The organism is Sutcliffiella halmapala, assembly GCF_002019665.1.
In the GTDB taxonomy this organism is placed as follows: domain Bacteria; phylum Bacillota; class Bacilli; order Bacillales; family Bacillaceae_I; genus Sutcliffiella_A; species Sutcliffiella_A halmapala.
On record NZ_KV917375.1, the window covers coordinates 4,146,904 to 4,165,922 of the forward strand.

Consider the following 19,019-nt stretch of genomic DNA (forward strand, 5'->3'; position numbering starts at 1 on the left):
CTTTTTATTTTTTCACAATAGGAATCCATATTTCTTGCTTCGAATCATCGTTATCGGCCTCACGAACAAGTTCAGGTGCGTCAGCAAGTTCATAGCCTGAGTTCGGAAACCATTCTGTGTAGATACGCTCCCACGTTGTTAACATCGTTTCTGGCATTGGACCGACAGCTTCGAACACTGCCCATGTCTGCTTCTGGATTTCAAGCTTCGTAAATTCTTTTGGGCATTCCACGTTCGTTACTACAGCAATATAATAATCTATCGTATCTTGGGATTTGCTTACTGTCGCATGTAATATTCCAGGAACTTCAGTGTTAGCTAATTTCTCAAGCTGCTTATATCTTGGACCATCGATCTCATCCCAAAGCTTTGGTTGAAAATGATTGCCCGCTGAATGAACGGTTTCTTTCATTCCGACAATCGTAAATGCCTCTTTTTCTACAAATCGATAATTCATCTCGACATCTCCTTTTATTGCAATTTGGAAGGCCATTCGTGGAAATGCTTTTAGCGGAACCTCGTTTTCTTTTGCCAAAGTTGGCGTTACTCCATGAAGTGCTTGGAAAGCTCGGGAAAAAGAATCCGCTGAGTTATAGCCATATTTGACTGCTATATCTAGGACTCTTACATTTCCCCTCTTTATTTCTAAGGCAGCAAGTGTCAACCGACGCCGACGAATATATTCCGACACGGAGATTCCAGCGATAAAAGAAAACACTCTTTTAAAATGATGCTCAGAACAGCAAGCAATTCTAGCTAGCTCCTGATAATCGATTTCCTCCATTAAGTTTTCTTCGATATAGCTAATTGAGTTATTCAACAGATCCAGCATATTCATTGGAATGACCTCCCTTCTCTACTAAGGTTATCAAGAATATAATTTACACCTCCGACAATTGGTGTTCTGTATTGTCGGGTTTTCTATCTTTTGTTATTTTACATTAAAATTAGAATAAACTAATAATTCTTTAAAGGAGATGTAGGAGGATGGAAGTGATTATCAGGATAGCTTAGGGGAGTAATGGGGTTGGTTTATTGTGGCCTAATTTCGTGGGTTTTCTGATTTTGGGGCACGATCCGCTCTCCATCGTTTCCTCTATTCTCGTTTTTCACGTTTTCAGGGCACGATCAGCGCTTCATTGTTTCCTCTATTTTCGTTTTTCACGTTTTCAGGGCACGATCAGCGCTTCATTGTTTCCTCTATTTTCATTTTACGTTTTTTCAGGGCACGATTAGCCCTCCATCGTTTCCTCTATTTTCATTTTACGTTTTTTCAGGGCACGATCCGCTCTCCATCGTTTCCTCTATTTTCATTTTACGTTTTTTCAGGGCACGATCAGCGCTTCATCGTTTCCTCTATTCTCGTTTTTCAAGTTTTCAGGGCACGATTAGCCCTCCATCGTTTCCTCTATTTTCATTTTACGTGTTTTCAGGGCACGATCCGCTCTCCATCGTTTCCTCTATTCTCGTTTTTCAAGTTTTCAGGGCACGATCAACTCTCCATCGTTACCTCTATTCTCGTTTTTCAAGTTTTCAGGGCACGATCAGCCCTCCATCGTTTCCTCTATTTTCGTTTTTCAAATTTTCAGGGCACGATCCGCTCTCCATCGTTACCTCTATTTTCGTTTTTCAAATTTTCAGGGCACGATCCGCTCTCCATCGTTACCTCTATTCTCGTTTTTCGCATTTTCAGGGCACGATCAACACTCATCGTTATCTAAATTTACCTCCCAATAAATCAAACAGAAACCAAGCATCATTTATGACACTTGGTTTCTTTTCGAGCCAATATGCTCCTACCAATCCTTCTTAAATTGATTATATTTTCCCTCTAAATCATCCAGCATTTCAATAAGGCGATCGATATCTTCTAAGTCTGTTGATTCCGGATCTAATGAGTCGACTACCTCGATAAACATATTAAAACGGTTTTTCAGGTAGCTTACTTGGGAATCTTTGTCTTCGGTTGCTTTACCCATTATTTTCTCACCTTTCTATTATTTCTCAAAGTTTTGCTTCTATCGTACCGTACTAGCTGCATAGTATCAACCAATTATAATTTTACACGCCTATCCTACTCTGAACCATGTTACAATGAAGGGTAAGGTTCTAACAGAAAGAGGAGTAAACATGAAAACAACGACACTGTTACCAATTACGCCTTCCTATGATCCTTGGGAAGCTTATTTAGATGTGAAAGAATATGGCCAAATGGACTTAACCAATGTGGAGTTTACTACCACTACAATATGCAATATGCGCTGTGAACACTGTGCAGTTGGCTACACGCTTCAGCCGAAAGATCCGCAAGCACTTCCGCTCGACTTGTTACTGCGTCGATTAGAAGAGATTCCGCGTCTTCGTTCGATTAGTATTACCGGTGGGGAACCAATGCTTTCGTTAAAATCGGTCAATGAATATGTGGTGCCTTTACTTAAGTATGCCCATGAGCGCGGCGTTCGAACGCAAATCAACTCTAATTTAACCTTAGATTTAGCAAGATATGAAAAAATCATTCCTTATTTAGATGTGCTTCATATCTCGCATAACTGGGGAACGATGGATGATTTTGTAGAAGGCGGCTTTGCGATGATGGATCGGAAACCAACTTATGCGCAGCGTGCGAAGTATTTTGAAAAAATGATCGAAAACTCTAAGGCTATTACAAAGGCTGGTGTCATCGTCTCAGCTGAAACGATGTTAAACAAACGTACCCTTCCTCACATTGAGCATATACATAAGCAAATCGTTGAGGAAATGAACTGTCAAAGGCACGAGGTGCACCCGATGTACCCGAGCGATTTTGCTAGTACAATGGAAGTGCTCACACTAGAAGAAATGCGTTCTGCGATCCACCGCTTGCTTGATATGCGTCATGAAGATGTGTGGATGCTGTTTGGTACATTGCCATTTTATCCATGCAGTGACAACCCGGAAGACTTGGAGCTTTTACAACGCGTATACGCCGCGAAAAATGTAACGGTTCGTAATGATCCAGATGGTCGCTCCCGTCTAAATGTAAATATTTTTAATGGAGATATTATTGTAACGGACTTTGGTGATACACCGCCACTTGGCAATATTCAAACGACTGATTTACCAACCGCGTATGCTAGATGGAAAGAGACATCCATTGCAAAAGAATTAGACTGTCATTGTCCAGCGGTTGCGTGCTTAGGACCGAATATCTTAGTGAAAAATGCGTATTATCCGAAGATGGACTTTACAATGAGAGCTACTAAAATCACAAAATAGTTGCTGACTGAGCTTAGAGAAAGTTGCTTTCTCTAAGCTTTTTTGTCAAAATGGTACAAAAAAATGCTCCTCCACTATAAATTGTGGGGAGCATTTTCTCTGTTAAAAAGTATGAGCTAAATCCTTCGCACGCGCAATCGCATTTTCTTTGATTTCTTGTGCTTTGTCTGGCATTGCTGCATGCCCTTCTATAAATAGGCCTTCAAAGGAAGGAACGCCGAAGAATTGCATGATAGCTGTTAAATAGCGATGTCCCATTTCCATTGACGCCGCAGGACCTTCAGAATAGATGCCACCACGTGCTTGGATGTGTAATGCTTTCTTATCTGTTAAAAGACCCACTGGACCTTCTGCAGTATATTTAAATGCTTTACCAGCAACCGCTACAGAATCAATGTAAGCCTTCATTACAGGTGGGAAGGAGAAGTTCCAAAGCGGTGTCACAAAAACATATTTATCTGCTGCAACGAATTGCTCAGAAAGCTCAGAAAGTCTTCCTACTTTCCCTTTTTCCTCAGCTGACAACTCTTCAAAGCCTTTGCCAGTTTGAAGTTTCCCCCAACCACTGAATACATCTACATCAAGCTGTGGAATATCTTCGCGGTAAAGATCAAGGTGAATAACCTCATCATTTGGATTTGCTTCCTTATAAGTATCAATAAATGCCTTTCCAGTAGCCATGCTGAATGATACCTTGTCATCATGTGGATGTGCGGTAATGTATAAAACTTTTGCCATTCTTTTATCTTTCCCTTCACTCTAATCTGTTTTTTGTTAGTATGCATTTATTTACAAATAAATACCAACTATCTCGAATGAATATATTATCAATTCGAGATAATAGTATAATATAGTTTTACTCTTAGCAACTTATCTGCTTACACTTTTTTTATGTTGCTATATGTTGCTTTTCATAATATGCCACCAAAAAATCACTTTATTCCTATAACAAAAGACCCATCACAAAGTGACAGGTCTTCCTGATTACTGTTGGTTTTCCAACACAAACGGATTCCCACTTATATTCTTCCGCATTTCATCTGTTAGGACAAAATCCTCTACCTCTAGGTGTTTTTCTTCGTCTTTCCATTGAATACTCCCGTCATAGTGGTTCGGTTTCCCTTCCATACCACTAACACCCCCAATGTATTATTTACGAATCTTATGCATCTATTTTACTATTTTCTGACTATTATTTATAGTATTTTTTGGAAAAATTTCTTTTTAGTGGAACATGCTGATTTTATAAGATAGGCATATTTACTTAAATAGCTTAAAGTGCCTGATAACTTATTTTAAAGTACCAGGCACTCTTTTAACTCCTCATCCTATCGTGGTCTTTCCGATGCTGCGAAAATAAAGGAAACATGGTCTTGAACTGGAATCCAAGCTCCAATCCCTTGGGACGTAACATTTTTCACGACGATTTTCTTCTCTTTCCCTTTTAATACGAGATACACTTCGCCGTATGTGATTTTTCCTTTTTCATTTACAGCTGGAGAATAGGCATAAAGATAACCTAATCTTTTTATCGGGATATTATAAATTTGATCCTTTTTCGTTCCTGCTCCAACGATGGTTTGGAAGGAAAGTGGCAATTTTGTTTTTTGCATTGCCTTGAGCATCATCATCTGTTTCACTTCTTCAGAGCTCTCTACCTTAGACGTTAAACCGCCCTTTACATGTCTTTGCGCCTCTTGTCTGTAAAAAATTTGATGAGGTGCCTTTCCTCCGCGATTATCTGCGTAATTCGTATTGATCTTTTGATACTCCCAATTTACATTCGTTTCAGCAGACTCGTAATAAAGTGGCCATTCTCCTAAATAAATCGTTGCTCGATACCCAATCGCAACTGGAGATGGAGAGATGTTGGATTCATTTAAAATTTTTATCAAGTTAGGATTTTCCACATTCACATTAGAAGAATCAATTAGTTCTTGCGTCAATTCACTTGGTTGTAGATATGGTACATCTTGAGTAGGGTTTGGATAAGTATTATCTTTGGAAATATCTAACACATAATTTGGTACCTCAATATTCTTTTCTTTCGCCTTACCTTTCGCTTGTTCAGCTTGAACACCAGTACTCAGCCCAAAAGAAAGTACAAGTATAAAAAGTATTCGAAGGATGCGCATGTTGTACTACTCCTTTCACTCACTTTAATAATCTTTGTACTGTTATCTTTTTCGAACTAAATTGAGATTATCCATCTGAGGTAATTATTTTTTCTATATTTTGATTCCAAGCGGAAAAATTGTCACCTTCTCCCCATAATTTAATTATTTAAATAAAATTACGTCTTATCTAATAGGAACTTGCTAATTTTCACTGTTTTAGAGTGGAGATTTTTTGGGGGTTCTCACGTAACTAGTGGGGGTTCTCATGCTTCTCTTCAACGTTCTCATGTAACTCACGGAGGTTCTCACGTTTCTCTTCAACGTTCTCACCTAACTCATGAAGGTTCTCACGCTTCTCTAAGATCACTTTCTCATCAAAAAAACGAGAGCCAACTTAGCTCTCGTTTCGCAAACGTTTATACAATTTTTCCATCCCGGGGAAGAACACTTGAATGAGTGGTCCTATTCCAAAGGTAATAATGATGGTTCCGACACCAATTGGTCCTTTGAAGATTAGGGCAAAAATTAATGCTAGTATTTCGCCAATTGTTTTCGCTGTCATTAATTTGATGTTGAAACGTTCTTGAAGCGATACCATTAGATTATCAATTGGTACAAGTGGAAATTTTGCTTGGAGATAAGTAGCAACCCCAAACGAAAGCCCGGCGATACCACCTACTAACGTTACAAATCTGAAAACCATATTGACTGGCAACCAATGTTTTAAAACAATCATCAACCAAAAATCGATGAACGTTCCTACTAGGAAAATGGTGATCACTGCTAGATAATCCGGTCTTTTTTTTCCGATTAATGAATTAATGGCAATAAGGAGGACCCCAATAATAAATACCCAGCTTCCAACCGTTAAGCCTAACGTTTGCGATAATCCAACGTTTAACGCATCCCATGCCCCCGCACCTAAATTTGATTTAATCGTTAAACTTACACCGAGGGATAATATGAATAACCCTATTAAATAAAATAATGCCCGTATAATCAATTCAGAGAACTCCCTCACAATATACTTGTCCTTACCATTGTAAGCAACAAATCGTGAAATATGAAAAAGAAAAAAAGATGTAACAAATCAGAATATTTATAAGATTTAGATTATATAGTATAGTAAGCCTATAATGAAGGAGGGAGTAAAGGCCAACAACTTAGATTAAAGGAGGGATTCCCCCCCTACTTACAAAGCTTTTTATTCCTTAGTTTGTTATTAGTTTTACCTCCTAACGGGTACTTAATTAGTTTCTGTTTCGTCCTACATGTTTGGGACTCTGTGCGGTATATTCGCACGGAGTCTTTTTTTGTTGGCTACGGTGAAAATATAAATGCTAATTTACACAATAGAATAAGAAGGGCCTGTTAAACACCCTGTTAATTTCCGTTCCAGGTGTTCGCTTTCCGCGGGCGGTCCGGGAGCCTCCTCGGCTGGCGCCTGTGGGGTCTCCCCTGTCCCTCTCCTCCCGCAGGAGTCTCACACCTTGCACTCCAATTAACAGGGGGAGCAACTTTTAATCACAGGTTCCGTTTTTTCATCTCTCACTAGAGTTAGTCACCAAAAGGAGTAGCTCTGTTAATATTGGTTATTGATTGCCTCTTACACATCTCACTTGCCTTGGGCTTCCTAATTTTATAAGAGAAAAAATCCAATTCCCATGATAAAGTAAGCGGCGAGTATTGTGGCGCCTTCGAACCAGTTTGTTTCTCCGTCGTTTGTGATGACAATTGCTAATAATACGGCGGTTACCATCGAGATTAGTTCTGGGATGGTGAAAACTAATGGCATTTTTTCTTGGAAAAACATCGAAGTTAAGACGAGAATTGGTGCGACGAACATAGCAATCTGTAAGGTCGAGCCTACTGCTATTTCTACGGCTATGTCCATTTTATTTTTATAAGCCATAATGATGGCGGACGCATGCTCTGCTGCATTCCCCACGATTGCGACGACAATGACTCCAATGAATAATTCCGACCAGCCGAATGCTTCTCCAACTTCTTCAAACGTATGAACCAAACTTTCCGATACATAGGCTACAGCTAAAGTGGCAAGCAACAGGATAAAAACTGCCTTCCTTCTGCTCCATTCAGCGGTTTCTGTGCCGTGTTCACCTTCATCACCGGTTTGGTACACGCCGCGATGGGTTACCAATTTAAAGAATAATGCCGCTAAGTATAAGAGAATGAGAATAATTGAAATTCCGATGCTAAAAGTAAACGTTTTTACGTCTCCCATTTCCATAGCGAAAATTTCTGGTATGACAAAGGCAACAAGCACTGCGAATACAAGTAAGCCTGAATTATGCCTTGCATCATACACATTAAACTTTTGGCGTTTAAATTTTAACCCCCCTACAAAAAATGATAGTCCCATAACGAGCAAGAGATTGCCTAAAACAGAACCCGTTAAAGAAGCCAGAACTACCGTAATTAAACCAGATTTCAGAGCAAAGAAAGCAATGATTAATTCTACTGCATTTCCAAAGGTAGCATTAATCAAGCCACCAATTCTAGGACCTGTATGGATTGCGATACTTTCTGTGGCGCGGCCCATATAACCTGCTAATGCCACAATAGTTAAGCTATAAACAATGAACATCATCACAACCGGCCAATGTAACAAAGAGCCAAGCACGGACAAAGGTAATCCAATAGCAATCATTATTAAAAAGATTTTATACATATGTTCGCCTTCCTTTATTGTTAGATGATGTTAATATACCCATCTCCTCACTTTTATTGTAAAAATCCTAAGACATTCCTGTTTAAAAAATAAAAAAAGATGACACATTAACCTAGAGTAAATGAAAGTGAAAGGTGCGATTACTATGAGTGAATCATTAAAAAAGAAAATTAACGATATGTTCAATCATCATAAGATCGGAACACTTGCTACAATAAAAGGCAACCGTCCATACTCTCGTTTTATGATATTTTTCAATGAGAATCTAACCCTATACACGGCTACAAATCAGCACACACATAAAACAGAAGACATTAAAGAAAACCCTCATGTCCATATCTTGTTAGGCATGGAGAATGTGAGCTGGAATGAACCTTATGCAGAAATTGAAGCAGAAGCTTCCATCGAGGAAAGCCAGGAGCTGAAAAACAAATTCTGGGATGACAAGCTTTCAGAGTGGATCAAAAGCCCTGACGATCCGGAATACCTGTTACTTAAACTAAGCCCCACTGCGATTCGATACTACGAAAAAGCAGGTAGCGAGGCGGAAGTTTGGTCGGAATAGCTCTAAAAAAAGACTTACAATTCCCAGATGATCTAAGGGAATGTAAGTCTTTATATTTTATAAATCATCAACAACAATATAAGTCGCTTTAATCGGACCATGTACTCCAACTACTAGATTCATCTCGATATCGGCCGAATTGCTCGGACCACTAATAAAGTTGATACAGCTTGGAATCTTCTCTCCGTTGCTTACCTTATTGTGAATTTCGTGCGCCGCTTGTGTAATCCTTGGGACGATTGTACTTTTTTGAATGATGGCGATGTAGGTTGCCGGTAAGAGACTTACTGATCTACCTTTTCCATTTCCGCTGAAAAGAACGACGGTTCCTGATTCAGCCAATGTCTGATCACTGAAAGTTATCCCGACATTAGAACGTTCTGCAATGACGATATTTTCCTCGCCAATGCTTGGATCCCAAATATGAACGTCCATCCCATCTTCCAACCATTCCTCTTGCATCTTTTGTTTCAATCCGTACTGTTCAAAACGTGGGTCATCCCATGTAATTACCTGTCCGGCGCCATATCCAATAACAACAGACTTAACCGTTTCTTCCAAGCATGAAACCGTTGTTTCTACTATATCAGTGTGTATATGGACACATTGCTTTTTCAGCACCCCTACCAGGTCGTCCTGTGTTGCACCCTTTAATACCTCCCATTGAGGTTGATGTTTCCAGACCGGTCTTGATACTCCCTCTTTTCGTACTGGTCTTCCCAGACTTGTAGAAATGGTCGTTAAAAACGCATCTCTGTTATGAATCGTTACGCTCATTTGTCTTCCCTCCCTTGTCTCGCTCATCGAACCAATCTCGGAATCTCTTTTTGTCAGGAGCAGGAAATTCTCGGATAGCCGTCCAGCTTTTCAAAGGGCCAGGTCCTTTAGATATCGACTGATCGACCGTAAAAGGATTCAAGGCAGAGGGAGCAAGTTTGGAGCCTAGTTTATACATTAACGGAGACGCTGCACCTAATCCGAAAGCTTTCATTGCCAGTTTTTCTGAGATTGGAGCTTTCCCTTCCTTCTCGACTATTTTCTGCCGGTGCTTATGCAAGAGATCGTGGAGTGGAATTTTTACCGGGCAGGCTTCGGTACAGGCCGCACATAAGGTAGACGCATAAGGCAACTCTTTATGGTCATCATAACCGTCTAATAAAGGTGTCAAAACAGCTCCTATTGGTCCAGGATAAATGGAACCATATGAATGTCCTCCGATATGACGATATACAGGACATACATTAATACAGGCCGCACAGCGAATGCACTGTAAGACTGACTGAAATTCTGTACCAAGAATTTTCGATCTGCCATTATCAATAATGACTAAGTGAAACTCTTCGGGACCATCGACGTCGCCTTCTTCTTTTGGACCAGTTAAAGTGGTTACATAGCTCGTCAGCTTCTGCCCGACCGCACTTCTAGTCAAAAGACTGACCAACACTTCTAACTCCTCGTAAGTAGGTACGAGTCTTTCCATTCCCATGACAGTAATTTGTGTTTTCGGTAGGGATGTCACTAGTCTTGCGTTACCTTCATTGGTTACAAGACTGATAGAACCAGACTCTGCTACGGCAAAATTACAGCCGGTGATTCCAATGTCTGCAGTTAAAAATTCCTTTCGCAGCATTTCACGGGCATGGAGGGCAAGCTCTTCCGGCTTCTCCGTTTTCTTATAGGCTAGCTTTTCACGAAAAACATCTCTGATTTGATGTTTGTTTTTATGCAAAGCAGGCGCCACAATATGGGAGGGCGGATCATGGTCATCCACTTGAAGGATGTATTCCCCTAGGTCCGTTTCAATTACTTCGCAACCAACCGCTTCCAATGCTTCGTTCATCGATATTTCTTCTGTCACCATCGATTTTGATTTTACGATCTTTTTGGCATTCTTCCGCTTCGCTACGTCCTGAATATAATGGTTTGCCTCTTCTGCAGTCTTTGCAAAAAAAACATGCCCACCGCGTTTCGCGACATTTTCACTTAATTCATGTAAGTAATAGTCTAAATTATCCAGTACATGCTGGCGAATCTCTTCGCCGTGAGATCGCCACTCTTCCCAATCTCCAAGTTCAACGGTCGACTCTATTTTTCTCGTCCGAAGGCGTTCTTGTGCACTTGCAACAGCACCCCTCATAAACTGGTCGTCAATGCCCTTTTTCGTTCTATTGTTAAACGATTCATTTCCTATTTTCAATGCCATTTATCTGCACCCCCTATCGTCTAGCGACTATTTAAAACTTCCGCAATATGCATCACTTTTACCGGCTTTTCTAAGCGCTTAGAACGTCCACCAATATTCATCAGGCAACCACAGTCTGCTCCGATGAGGTAGTCTGCTTGCACTTCCTCAATATGATGAACCTTTTCATCCACCATTTGTTCGGAGATATTACCCATTTTCACGGAAAACGTCCCACCGAATCCACAGCAATTGTGCGCATTTGGAAGTGGCGTAAACTCCAAGCCCTCGACTTTTTCAAGTAGTTTCATCGGTTCGTCTTTAACGCCTAATAATCTCGTCATATGACAGCTTGTATGATAGGTTGCACGTCCTGTTAGCTTGGCACCAACATCCTCCACCTTCAACACCTGGACAATGAATTGCGTTAATTCGTATGTTTTTGCTGCTAATTTATTTGCTTTATCTTTCCAAACAGGATCATCTTTGAACACATGAGGATATTCCTTGAACATCGTGGCACAAGAACCAGAAGGTGTTACGACATATTCAGACCTCTCAAAGGTTTTAATCATCTGTTTCATTGCTTCTTTCGACTCTTTCACATACCCACTATTATATGCAGGCTGTCCACAGCAAATCTGCCCTTCCGGAAAATCCACTTCACAGCCAACTCTCTCTAACACTTCTACCGTCGCTTTTCCAACATTCGTCTGGAACATATCTACTAAACATGTTGCAAATAGGCTTACCTTCATGTTGAATACTCCTCTCTATTATAGAAAGCGGTTACTTATACTATTAATATTATATTCCTACAAACTGGTAAAATAGTCAACTGGTCATCTGATGACTAAGAGAGGATACTGGATTCTACTGGTCGCACTCGGGTAAAAAGAGGGATGTTGGATTCTGGGAAATAAAAAATGTCAAAAGCTCCACGAAGCAAGAAGCGTAGTCCCCAGAATGCCCCCCGAAATCCCACTAAAATGAGCTCTATATTAACAAAAAAGCAACTATTTTATCGAATCCTTTATACTTGGATCCTTTTTTAAAAATACACCTTGAAAGCTCGTGCTTTGAAAGATTTTATTTGTCAAAAACGCTTTTTAGCAAAACATAGGGTTAGAGAATGGCACTAGATCGAGGAAAGAACGATGAAAAGAGTGAGAGAAACTAATTTAATAAGGAAATTCATCAAGCATCCCTAATTCAGCTCACAAAAAACAACCTTTTCTAGAAGCATCTTCCTTCCTAGTAAGGTTGTTTTCTATATTTCCTGTTATTCAGTTGGATGAATAAATTTACTCAATACCTGTTCTACTGCTTCTAGGTGTTCTAGTATCCTTTTCTGAGCTAAGGTTACATCTTGCTTTTCAATTGCTTGATAGATGCCTTCATGATCATGATACAGTCTTTCCACCGTGACTTGCTTGCCATATAGCCATAGACGTCTTGTTTCACGCATCGTTTCAACCATAATTCCAGAGACACTGTTCATTAAGCTTACTAATAAAGGATTTTGGGAAGCTTCTGCGATTGCTAGATGGAAGTCAAAGTCTGCCTGCTCCCCGAGTGCTTCGTTACCAAACGCCTCTTTCATCTCCTCCAAGGCTTTTTTCATGGCGAGTAGGTCTGCCTCTGTTCGACGTTCTGCAGCCGCCGCGGCAGCTCCGACCTCCAAAATTCTTCTGATTTCTAGCAAATGAGCTAAATCGTCCTTTCTCATGAGCACGGCTGTCGAAACAGGAAGGGAAAGCATATCCGCATGAAACTCTTTAATGAACGTACCCTCTCCTTGACGTATATCCAAAATCCCCATCGCTCTTAAGGCAGATAACGCTTCCCGTACGGCAGAGCGGCTAACTTGGAAATTTTCGGATAGCTGTTCCACAGAGCTTAGCTTATCTCCAGGGTGGAACTCTCCTTGCTTTATCATTTCAAGTAGACTGTCCGCTACTTCTTCATATATCTTCTTGGGCTTAATTTTTCGGTATTTCATCCTGCACCTCTTGTCTATCTTCCATTAATGCTATTGTATCAATGATTCCGCATAAAATAAAAGATTCTGTACCATTCACACAAATTAAAATTCGCAAAAATAAAAAAATAGATTGAATATTGTGTGCGCTTACACTAACATATACATATAATCATCAGATGACCGAATGATTAGAATTATTATATTTTTTACATTAAAATGAAAACGCTTTTTTAAAAACATTAATTAGGAGGTACCTGAATGGGTTTAGGATTATTATCCCTTATTGCAATCTTACCAGTGATCACTATTATGATTTTTCTTGTCTTCCTGAACTGGCCTGCCAGTCGAGCTATGCCTATTGCACTTATCATCACTACTTTTTCCGCCATTTTTCTATGGGGTACAAAAGCAAATGTTGTTGCTGGAGCTGCAGTTAATGGAGTTTTTACTGCACTTGAAGTGTTATTTATTGTTTTTGGAGCCGTACTCTTGTTGAATACGGTAAAAGAAAGCGGTGCCATTCATACTATTAGGCAAGGCTTTATCAGTATTTCACCAGACCGCCGTATTCAGGCTATTATTATCGCTTGGTTGTTTGGTGCATTTATCGAAGGAGCAGCTGGTTTCGGAACACCTGCAGCAATTGCCGCACCTCTACTCGTTGCAATTGGGTTTCCTGCCTTAGCGGCTGTTATGGTTACGTTAATTATTCAGAGTACGCCGGTTTCTTTTGGAGCTATTGGAACACCCATCCAAGTTGGTGTAAATACTGGACTTCGAGACCAAGTAACCGTCACTAATGCTTTAGAGGGAGCAGGATTAACTTTTGACCAATACTTATTACAAATAGCATCAAACGTCGGATTCTTCCATATGACCATTGGCGTGCTCATACCGTTATTTATGGTGGCGATGCTAACACGCTATTTTGGAAAAAAACGTTCTTTCCTAGAAGGATTAAAGGTATGGAAGTTTGCACTTTTTGCAGGAGCGGCCTTTACGATTCCTTATTACTTAATCGCCGTATTCTTAGGTCCTGAATTCCCTTCCCTTCTCGGTGCCTTAATTGGTTTACTCATTGTAGTACCAGCTGCTAAAGCAGGCTTCTTAACTCCGAAGGAAGAAGAATGTTTTGATTTTGAAGCAAAAAATCGCTGGGAGCCTGAATGGTTAGGGTCCCTAAATCAACAACCACCTGACGTACTACAGGTAAAAAAGAACATCAGCCTTCCAATGTCTTGGCTTCCTTATGTATTAGTTGCAGGTCTTTTAGTATTAACGAGAACAGTAGATTGGTTAGGCAGTCTATTGAAGAATCCAACAGTGACCGTTAGATTAGAAAATGTTTTCGGGTCTGGAATAAATTCTATATCTACTCCACTTTTCTTACCTGGATTTATTTTTATTGTCGTATCGGTTCTAACCTTCTTCCTTCACTCTATGAAAAAAACAAACTATCTCAATGCCTGGAAGGATTCCTTTAAAACTGTCGTTGCTGCAGGGATGGCACTGATTTTTGCGATACCGATGATTAAAATTTTCTTATTAACCGCCCTGAGTGCAGATAAAGTGTCAGCAGGTTCTGAAGCGTTAATTGGAATGAATATGCCTTTAGTACTTGCCTCGGGAATTGCTAATATCGTAGGTGATTTTTGGCCGCTATTTGCACCAACTGTTGGAGCATTGGGTGCTTTTATTGCCGGTAGTAATACTTTTAGTAATATGATGTTCTCCCTGTTTCAATTTGGTACGGCGGAAAGTGTCGGTCTTAACGTCAATCAAGCGGGAATGGTCGTTGCCCTTCAAGCAATTGGAGGTGCAGCTGGTAATATGATTTGCGTGCATAACATCGTCGCTGCCTCCGCTACTGTTGGACTTGTGGGAAAAGAAGGAACTCTCATTCGTAAAGTATTTATCCCACTCAGCTACTATTTACTCGCTGGTGGAATTCTCGGGATGGCGATCATATCAGGAGGTATCAATTTCTGGTTCCTCATTTATGGTGTGATGGTTATGAGTTTTATCTACTATATGGTAACTTATAAAGGAAAAGGCTCCATCTCTGTAGAACGTAAAATAGGAGCATAAAGTTCAGGAAAACAACTCTGGGTAATAAACATCTAGGTTGTTTTCTTTCTTTGTATATGGAGGAATCACTATGCTACGAACATCTCTTGCTAAAAAAATTATTAGAGAAGTGAAAAATTTTATCGAAGAAAATCTTATTATGGTAGATACAGCGGGGACTATTATTGCAAGCACCGACTCTACAAGAATCGGTAGCTTTCATGAGGGTGCTTTTATTGCAGCAAAAGAACAAAGGATGAAAGTAATTAGCAAAGAAGATGAAGTAACCCTTGCTGGAGTCAAGGCGGGGATTACCTTACCCTTGTTCCATCAGCAAAAGGTCGTTGGAGTGATTGGGATTACTGGTATTCCCGAAAAAGTCTTGCCTTACGGGGAATTAATAAAAAAAATGACCGAGCTTTTGATTCAAGAAAGCTATTATCAAGATCAATTCGAATGGGAAGCAAGATCGCTTGAAACCTTTGTCTTTGATTGGCTTTTAAAGGACGGTCCGTCAACCGCTATCCAAAATCGAGCAACGCTCCTTGGCATCGATATCGAAATAGAGCGTCAGGTGGTACTCCTCGAGTTTCAAGGAGACAGCTCGTTTCTGAAAACAAAAAAGTGGAGCTTTACCGAGCAAGATATCGACCTGAACAAAGACGACATCTTGCTGCAATGGGGGCATAATCGGATGCTTCTTTTACAAGTTAGCAGAGAAAAACGTTCTAAAAGCTCTCATTTATCCTTCTTGCAAAGACTTCGTCAAAACTTAGAAGGCTTGGCTGGAACACCTGTTTATATGGGGATTGGCAATGGTGGCACTAGCTCCACTGTAAAAGAATCTTATTTCGAAGCAGAAAGAGCGCTAGATGTTTGTACCGCGGAATCTCCGATAATGTTTGAAGAGGATCTACGTTTGGATATGATCCTCCACACGGTCCCAGCTTCGATTAAAAAGGACTTTTCTCTTAGATTACTTGCTCATGTATTAGAGGAAAGGGAACTAATGGATACGCTGAAAATCTATTTAGAAAAAAATCTTTCCTTAAAAGAAACCGCAGCAGAATTACATATTCACATAAACACCTTGCACTATCGCTTGAAAAAAATCGAGAACTTGACGAAATTAAATCTCAAGGAAGTCCGAGATCTGACCTCTCTCTATCTTTCCGTTTTGTTTTTAGATGATTATCCAAAAAATAACCGATAATACCCCTATTCCTTTAGATGATTATCCATAGAGCTCCATCCTTTTTTTCATTATGATTAGGGAAAGTAGTAATTATGGAGGAGGTCTTTTCAAATGATAGCAACCAACTTAAAAGATCAATTAATAAAGATTGTAGGTGCGGAAAATTATCGAGACAGTGCGGTGGAGAAGCTCTCTTATTCCTACGATGCAACTCCTAACTTTCAATCGATGCCTGATGCGGTAATCGTACCACGAAACACCGAAGAAGTTGCTCAAATTGTGAAGCTCTGTAATGAGTATAAAGTTCCATTAGTCCCCCGTGGCTCTGGCACAAACCTCTGTGGAGGGACCTGTCCGACAGAGGGTGGAATCGTACTTCTTTTCACTCATATGAATGAGATTCTGGAGATCGATGAAGAAAACTTAACTGTAACGGTGCAACCTGGAGTTGTTACCTTGGATATGATTCATGCTGTGGAAGCAAAGGGACTTTTTTATCCGCCGGATCCGAGCTCAATGAAAATATCCACAATCGGCGGCAACATTAACGAAAATTCTGGTGGCCTTCGTGGATTGAAGTACGGGGTGACGCGTGATTATGTGTTAGCTTTAGAAACAGTGCTCCCAAATGGAGACGTTATTCGAACTGGTGGAAAATTAGCGAAGGATGTAGCCGGGTATGACCTTACTCGTCTCTTTGTCGGGTCAGAGGGCACTCTTTGTATCATCACAGAGGCGACTCTAAAGCTCATTCCTATGCCAGAAACGAAGAAAACGATGCTTGCACTCTACCAAGATATGGAGGCAGCGGCTAACACAGTATCTAAGATTATTTCGAATCAAATTATTCCTACAACTTTAGAATTCCTAGATCAGCCTACGTTAGAAGTGGTTGAGGATTTCGCGAAAATTGGATTACCTACTGATGTGAAGGCAGTCCTTCTCATTGAACAAGACGGTCCAATAGAGCTAGTTGAGCGAGATATGGAGAAAATGACTCAGATTTGTTTGCAGGAACGGGCAGTCTCTGTTCAGTTAGCTAAAACAGAAATAGAAGCAGAAGCACTTCGTACGGCTCGTCGCTCGGCTCTTTCTGCACTTGCCCGCTTAAAACCGACGACCATTTTAGAAGATGCAACTGTCCCTCGCTCTGAAATTGCGAAAATGGTGAATGCTATCAATGAAATAGCTGTGCGCCACAACGTAAAAATCTGTACATTTGGCCATGCAGGTGATGGTAACCTCCACCCAACTGTTCCTACAGATGCGCGAGATCATGAGGAAATGGAACGGGTCGAAGCTGCATTTGAGGAGATTTTTGCTGCTGCCATCGAACTTGGCGGAACGATTACCGGGGAACATGGGGTTGGTGTCATGAAGGCTCCTTATTTAGAGTGGAAGCTTGGTGCTGAAGGGATCGCCGCGATGAAACTCGTAAAGCAAGCTTTTGATCCGAACAACATTATGAATCCTGGAAAAGTGTTTGCCAAAGAGTCCCGGAAACGGGTGGTGATCTCACGATGACCACCACAAAAGAAAAACAAGTAATTCAGTCTGAATTCAAAAAAAGAATGGATGAAGATGAACTATTAAACTGTATGCGTTGTGGTTTTTGCTTACCCTCTTGTCCAACTTATGTGGAGTCTGGCTTTAAAGAATCCCATTCCCCACGTGGAAGGATTGCTCTAATGAAAGCAGTGGTTGACGGAGTAATTGAGCCTGATGAAGATGTCGAGCGTACCTTGGACCTTTGCCTTGGCTGTCGTGCCTGTGAGCCTGTTTGTCCTTCTGGGGTAAAATACGGACATCTGCTGGAAGAAGCACGCGACATCATTAACCAGCATAAAAAGCATTCCCTACCTGTCAGAGTGCTTCGTAAAACGGTATTTGAGGGGCTATTTCCTCATCAGAACCGGATGCGTATGATGACGAATATGCTGGGGATCTATCAAAGATCTGGCGTTCAAAAAATTGTACAGACAACTGGCTTAATGAGGCTTTTCCCAGAAAACCTGGCCACAATGGAGCGTGTCCTGCCGCAAGTTCCCAACATGAAGAAAATGAAGGATCGTCCCTCCTTTTTGCCTTCCGTTGTTGAGAAGCGGAAAAAAGTGGCGTTCTTCTCTGGCTGTCTGATGGATACGATGTTCCTAGAAACCAACAATGCTACAATGAAGCTCCTACAGCATGCGGGCTGTGACATCGTTATTCCCGAAAAGCAAGCCTGTTGTGGTGCTCTTCACGGACATAGTGGTGAGAAGGATGGCGCAAAGGAATTGGCAAAACGGAATATTGCCTCTTTTGAAGATCTCGGTGTCGATTATATAATTACAAATGCCGGGGGCTGTGGTGCGTTTCTCGTAGACTATGATCATCTGCTGAAGGACGATGAGGAGTGGTATGCGCGGGCACTTGCATTTAAAGCGAAAATTAAAGATATGTCTGCCATTTTAGTAGAGTTAGAGTTTCATAATAAGCTTAAATTACAGGTTATTCCTCAAAAAGTGACGTATCAGGATTCCTGTCACTTGCGCAATGTTCAGGGAACTTTTTTACAACCGAGGATACTCCTGCAGGCTGTTCAAGGTGCTGCCTTCCAAGAGATGAAGGATGCCGATCGCTGCTGTGGATCTGCTGGAATCTACAATATCGTCGAGTCGGAAATGTCGATGCAAATTTTAGATTACAAAATGGAAAAAGCAATGGAAAGCCAAGCAACAACCATCGTTACCGCAAACCCAGGATGTCTACTACAAATGAAGCTCGGAATTGAAAGAGAAGGGCTTTCAACATTTGTACGCGCTGTACATTTGGCTGACTTTTTGTTGGAGGCGTTGGAAGGGCAAGAATAGTTTATGATTGAAGGACTTCCCAGTAGTAATTTCTAGATAATCCGTTGGCCTTTATAGTAAATTATTCAGTCATAATAAAACCTTGCATAGCATAAAAGCTATGCAAGGTT

17 protein-coding genes are annotated in these 19,019 nt (G+C 40.7%); 6 read left to right on the plus strand and 11 right to left on the minus strand.

Going from position 1 to position 19,019, the window contains the following annotated elements:
- Nucleotides 1–4: 4 nt before the first annotated feature.
- Complete coding sequence (locus tag BK580_RS20360) at nucleotides 5–838, minus strand: AraC family transcriptional regulator (protein WP_078382104.1); 834 nt, start codon at nucleotides 836–838, stop codon at nucleotides 5–7.
- Between the two features lie 958 nt (nucleotides 839–1,796).
- A complete protein-coding gene (locus tag BK580_RS20365) occupies nucleotides 1,797–1,979 on the minus strand; it encodes an SE1561 family protein (RefSeq protein WP_078382105.1) in 183 nt (60 codons plus the stop codon).
- A gap of 151 nt (nucleotides 1,980–2,130) precedes the next feature.
- Here BK580_RS20365 and yfkAB point away from each other — a divergent pair, with 151 nt between their 5' ends.
- Entirely contained in the window at nucleotides 2,131–3,255 is a 1,125-nt protein-coding gene (gene yfkAB / locus BK580_RS20370; protein WP_078382106.1) for a radical SAM/CxCxxxxC motif protein YfkAB, read from the plus strand.
- A 102-nt stretch (nucleotides 3,256–3,357) separates the two neighbouring features.
- Here the strand turns inward: yfkAB and BK580_RS20375 are convergent, their stop codons facing one another.
- The 5 genes from BK580_RS20375 to cax form a co-directional block, all read right to left on the minus strand.
- A complete protein-coding gene (locus BK580_RS20375) occupies nucleotides 3,358–3,993 on the minus strand; it encodes an FMN-dependent NADH-azoreductase (RefSeq protein ID WP_078382107.1) in 636 nt (211 codons plus the stop codon).
- A gap of 246 nt (nucleotides 3,994–4,239) precedes the next feature.
- Nucleotides 4,240–4,383 (minus strand): hypothetical protein, encoded by a 144-nt coding sequence (locus tag BK580_RS23755; protein WP_169865169.1) that lies wholly within the window; start codon nucleotides 4,381–4,383, stop codon nucleotides 4,240–4,242.
- Between the two features lie 200 nt (nucleotides 4,384–4,583).
- Complete coding sequence (locus BK580_RS20380; RefSeq protein ID WP_078382108.1) at nucleotides 4,584–5,390, minus strand: YfkD famly protein; 807 nt, start codon at nucleotides 5,388–5,390, stop codon at nucleotides 4,584–4,586.
- 376 nt (nucleotides 5,391–5,766) lie between these two features.
- On the minus strand, nucleotides 5,767–6,375 hold the full coding sequence (locus BK580_RS20385) for a YczE/YyaS/YitT family protein (protein ID WP_078382109.1): 609 nt from the start codon (nucleotides 6,373–6,375) through the stop codon (nucleotides 5,767–5,769).
- Between the two features lie 636 nt (nucleotides 6,376–7,011).
- Entirely contained in the window at nucleotides 7,012–8,064 is a 1,053-nt protein-coding gene (gene cax, locus BK580_RS20390) for a calcium/proton exchanger (protein WP_078382110.1), read from the minus strand.
- A gap of 145 nt (nucleotides 8,065–8,209) precedes the next feature.
- Here cax and BK580_RS20395 point away from each other — a divergent pair, with 145 nt between their 5' ends.
- A complete protein-coding gene (locus tag BK580_RS20395) occupies nucleotides 8,210–8,629 on the plus strand; it encodes a pyridoxamine 5'-phosphate oxidase family protein (RefSeq protein WP_078382111.1) in 420 nt (139 codons plus the stop codon).
- A gap of 57 nt (nucleotides 8,630–8,686) precedes the next feature.
- On the opposite strand, the gene BK580_RS20400 is transcribed toward BK580_RS20395, so the two are convergent.
- From BK580_RS20400 to BK580_RS20415, 4 genes are all read right to left on the minus strand, one after another.
- Nucleotides 8,687–9,406, minus strand: coding sequence for a LutC/YkgG family protein (locus BK580_RS20400; protein ID WP_078382112.1), 720 nt, complete (start codon nucleotides 9,404–9,406; stop codon nucleotides 8,687–8,689).
- Nucleotides 9,387–10,832 (minus strand): LutB/LldF family L-lactate oxidation iron-sulfur protein, encoded by a 1,446-nt coding sequence (locus BK580_RS20405; RefSeq protein ID WP_078382113.1) that lies wholly within the window; start codon nucleotides 10,830–10,832, stop codon nucleotides 9,387–9,389. Before BK580_RS20405 ends, BK580_RS20400 begins: the two co-directional genes overlap by 20 nt.
- A gap of 20 nt (nucleotides 10,833–10,852) precedes the next feature.
- On the minus strand, nucleotides 10,853–11,569 hold the full coding sequence (locus BK580_RS20410) for a (Fe-S)-binding protein (RefSeq protein ID WP_078382114.1): 717 nt from the start codon (nucleotides 11,567–11,569) through the stop codon (nucleotides 10,853–10,855).
- Nucleotides 11,570–12,093: 524 nt separating this feature from the next.
- On the minus strand, nucleotides 12,094–12,813 hold the full coding sequence (locus BK580_RS20415) for a FadR/GntR family transcriptional regulator (RefSeq protein WP_078382115.1): 720 nt from the start codon (nucleotides 12,811–12,813) through the stop codon (nucleotides 12,094–12,096).
- A gap of 240 nt (nucleotides 12,814–13,053) precedes the next feature.
- Here BK580_RS20415 and BK580_RS20420 point away from each other — a divergent pair, with 240 nt between their 5' ends.
- The 4 genes from BK580_RS20420 (at nucleotide 13,054) to BK580_RS20435 (ending at nucleotide 18,909) form a co-directional block, all read left to right on the plus strand.
- Nucleotides 13,054–14,883 (plus strand): L-lactate permease, encoded by a 1,830-nt coding sequence (locus BK580_RS20420; RefSeq protein WP_078382116.1) that lies wholly within the window; start codon nucleotides 13,054–13,056, stop codon nucleotides 14,881–14,883.
- Between the two features lie 70 nt (nucleotides 14,884–14,953).
- Nucleotides 14,954–16,075, plus strand: coding sequence for a CdaR family transcriptional regulator (locus BK580_RS20425; protein ID WP_078382117.1), 1,122 nt, complete (start codon nucleotides 14,954–14,956; stop codon nucleotides 16,073–16,075).
- Nucleotides 16,076–16,168: 93 nt separating this feature from the next.
- Complete coding sequence (gene glcD, locus BK580_RS20430) at nucleotides 16,169–17,581, plus strand: glycolate oxidase subunit GlcD (protein ID WP_078382118.1); 1,413 nt, start codon at nucleotides 16,169–16,171, stop codon at nucleotides 17,579–17,581.
- Nucleotides 17,578–18,909 carry a (Fe-S)-binding protein gene (locus tag BK580_RS20435; protein ID WP_078382119.1) on the plus strand — a complete coding sequence of 444 codons (1,332 nt, stop codon included), beginning with the start codon at nucleotides 17,578–17,580 and terminating at the stop codon, nucleotides 18,907–18,909. The genes glcD and BK580_RS20435 overlap by 4 nt, the downstream gene beginning before the upstream one ends.
- Nucleotides 18,910–19,019 lie beyond the last annotated feature (110 nt).

What these genes read in the sequence shown, in the direction of transcription:
- BK580_RS20360 (WP_078382104.1), bottom strand. Translation starts at nt 838, where the DNA reads ATGAATATGCTGGATCTGTTGAATAACTCAATTAGCTATATCGAAGAA.
- BK580_RS20365 (WP_078382105.1), bottom strand. Translation starts at nt 1,979, where the DNA reads ATGGGTAAAGCAACCGAAGACAAAGATTCCCAAGTAAGCTACCTGAAA.
- yfkAB (WP_078382106.1), top strand. Translation starts at nt 2,131, where the DNA reads ATGAAAACAACGACACTGTTACCAATTACGCCTTCCTATGATCCTTGG.
- BK580_RS20375 (WP_078382107.1), bottom strand. Translation starts at nt 3,993, where the DNA reads ATGGCAAAAGTTTTATACATTACCGCACATCCACATGATGACAAGGTA.
- BK580_RS23755 (WP_169865169.1), bottom strand. Translation starts at nt 4,383, where the DNA reads ATGGAAGGGAAACCGAACCACTATGACGGGAGTATTCAATGGAAAGAC.
- BK580_RS20380 (WP_078382108.1), bottom strand. Translation starts at nt 5,390, where the DNA reads ATGCGCATCCTTCGAATACTTTTTATACTTGTACTTTCTTTTGGGCTG.
- cax (WP_078382110.1), bottom strand. Translation starts at nt 8,064, where the DNA reads ATGTATAAAATCTTTTTAATAATGATTGCTATTGGATTACCTTTGTCC.
- BK580_RS20395 (WP_078382111.1), top strand. Translation starts at nt 8,210, where the DNA reads ATGAGTGAATCATTAAAAAAGAAAATTAACGATATGTTCAATCATCAT.
- BK580_RS20400 (WP_078382112.1), bottom strand. Translation starts at nt 9,406, where the DNA reads ATGAGCGTAACGATTCATAACAGAGATGCGTTTTTAACGACCATTTCT.
- BK580_RS20405 (WP_078382113.1), bottom strand. Translation starts at nt 10,832, where the DNA reads ATGGCATTGAAAATAGGAAATGAATCGTTTAACAATAGAACGAAAAAG.
- BK580_RS20410 (WP_078382114.1), bottom strand. Translation starts at nt 11,569, where the DNA reads ATGAAGGTAAGCCTATTTGCAACATGTTTAGTAGATATGTTCCAGACG.
- BK580_RS20415 (WP_078382115.1), bottom strand. Translation starts at nt 12,813, where the DNA reads ATGAAATACCGAAAAATTAAGCCCAAGAAGATATATGAAGAAGTAGCG.
- BK580_RS20420 (WP_078382116.1), top strand. Translation starts at nt 13,054, where the DNA reads ATGGGTTTAGGATTATTATCCCTTATTGCAATCTTACCAGTGATCACT.
- BK580_RS20425 (WP_078382117.1), top strand. Translation starts at nt 14,954, where the DNA reads ATGCTACGAACATCTCTTGCTAAAAAAATTATTAGAGAAGTGAAAAAT.
- glcD (WP_078382118.1), top strand. Translation starts at nt 16,169, where the DNA reads ATGATAGCAACCAACTTAAAAGATCAATTAATAAAGATTGTAGGTGCG.
- BK580_RS20435 (WP_078382119.1), top strand. Translation starts at nt 17,578, where the DNA reads ATGACCACCACAAAAGAAAAACAAGTAATTCAGTCTGAATTCAAAAAA.